This window comes from Variovorax sp. 20P10.2.4 (genome assembly GCF_058244205.1).
Genome location: NZ_JBZAYE010000987.1, coordinates 1 through 1,885, shown reverse-complemented (window position 1 = coordinate 1,885; position 1,885 = coordinate 1). Strand labels below are relative to the sequence as shown.

At 71.2% G+C, this 1,885-nt stretch carries 3 protein-coding genes; all 3 read right to left on the bottom strand.

The features are described 5' to 3' along the window. Positions 1 to 770, bottom strand: a 770-nt coding sequence (locus tag AC27VN_RS40255; protein WP_490880327.1) for an ABC transporter ATP-binding protein, incomplete at its 3' end; no start/stop codon positions are given. After that, positions 767 to 1,570 carry an ABC transporter permease gene (locus AC27VN_RS40250; RefSeq protein ID WP_057593600.1) on the bottom strand — a complete coding sequence of 268 codons (804 nt, stop codon included), beginning with the start codon at positions 1,568 to 1,570 and terminating at the stop codon, positions 767 to 769. The genes AC27VN_RS40250 and AC27VN_RS40255, both read right to left, overlap by 4 nt. After that, the coding region (locus AC27VN_RS40245; protein WP_490880326.1) for a CobW C-terminal domain-containing protein at positions 1,567 to 1,885 on the bottom strand (319 nt) is incomplete at its 5' end. The genes AC27VN_RS40245 and AC27VN_RS40250, both read right to left, overlap by 4 nt.

Sequence of the window (1,885 nt, the reverse complement as noted above, 5' to 3'; positions counted from 1 at the left end):
AGCAGCTGCGCGCCCGCGCGGAAAGCACCGGGCGCCTCGAGCCGTCCCGGCACCAGGTTGCAGCGCCCGATGAAGTTGGCGACGAACTGGTCGACCGGCTGCTCGTACACCTGCTGCGGCGTGCCGACCTGCCGCACCCGGCCATGGTCCATCACGGCCAGCCGGTCGGCGGTGGTCAGTGCCTCTTCCTGGTCGTGCGTCACCAGCAGCGTGGTGAGGCCCAGGCGCTGCTGCAGCGCGCGGATCTCGAGCCGCACCTCGGTGCGCAGCTGCGCGTCGAGGTTCGACATCGGCTCGTCGAGCAGGAACACCGCAGGCCGCACCACCAGCGCGCGCGCCAGCGCCACGCGTTGCTGCTGGCCGCCCGAGAGCGCGGCGGGCCGGCGCTCGGCCAGGTGCTCGAGCTGCACCAGACGCAGCGCTTCCTTCACGCGCGCGGCCTGCTCGGCGCGCGGCACCTTGCGCATCTGCAGCCCGAAAGCCACGTTCTCGGCCACGCTCATGTGCATGAACAGGGCATAGCCCTGGAACACCATGCCGGTGTCGCGCGCATGCGGCGGCGCATGCGTCACGTCGCGTTCGCCGAACAGGATGCGGCCCGCGCTCGGCGGCACGAAGCCGGCCACCATGCGCAGCGTGGTGCTCTTGCCGCAGCCCGAGGGGCCGAGCAGCGCGAGCAGTTCGCCCTGGGCCACGCGCAGGTCGAGATGGCGCACCGCGACCGTGCGGTCGTAGGTGCACTGGAGGTTGTCGAGATGGAGATGGCTCAAGAGGTCACCCGGGACAGACTGACGAAACGATCGGCGACCAGCAGCAGCACGGCGATCAGCACGGTCTGCACCGTGCCGACCGCGGCCAGCGTCGGGTCCATGTTGAAGTTGAGGTAGCTCAGCATCTCCACCGGCAGGGTGGCGTACCCGGGACCCGTGAGCATCATCGTCATCTCGAGGTTCTCGAAGCTGGCGATGAAGCTGAACACCGCCGCGGCCACGATGCCGGCGCGCATCGAGGGCAGCGTGACGCGCAGGAACACCGTGAGCGGGCGCGCCCCCAGGTTGGCCGCGGCCTCCTCGGGCGCGCGGCCCAGGCCCTGCAGGCTGGCCGAGACCAGGCGCACCGTCCACGGAATGGCCAGCAGCGCATGCGCGGCGATCAGGCCCGGCAGCGTGGCGACGATCTGCAGGTCGATGGCGTTGTCCACGCGCACGAAGAACACGTAGATGCCGGTGCCCAGCACCACGCCCGGAAAGGCCAGCGGCGACAGCAGCAGCGCCGACAGCGCGCGCCGGCCGCGGAACCGGCCGCGCTCGATCGCATAGGCCGCCGCCGTGCCGGTGCCCACGCCGAGCAGCGCCGAGATCGCCGCGAGCTGCAGCGACAGCACGAAGCTGCTCGCGAACTGCGGCTTGCTCCAGGCATTGGCATACCAATGCAGCGAATAGCCCTCGGGCGGGAAGCTCATGATCGGCTGCGCGAACACGCTGAGCCAGGCCACGGTGACCAGCGGCAGCAGCATCGCGGCATAGGTGGCGCCCACCAGCAGCCGGCGCGCGACGGTGGTGGGCCTCATGCGCAGCTTTCCTCGAGCACGGCCGACAGCGACCGGCCGATCGCATTCGGCCGCGTGGCCGCGTGCACGGCGATTGGCAGCGGCGACTGCAGCTCGCGCAGTTCGTCGAGCCGCATGCCGCGCACGATCACGACCAGGAAGGAGCCGTTCGCCGTGCCGGCGAACGGCAGCAGCGGGGCGAACAGCGTGCCCACGCACTGCACCAGCAGCGGCAGCCGCTCGTCGCGCACCGCGACCACGCCCTTGATGCGCAGCAGCCGCTCGCCGCACAGGCCCGCGAGGTTGTCGAGCCATTCGGCGAGCACGTCGCGTGCC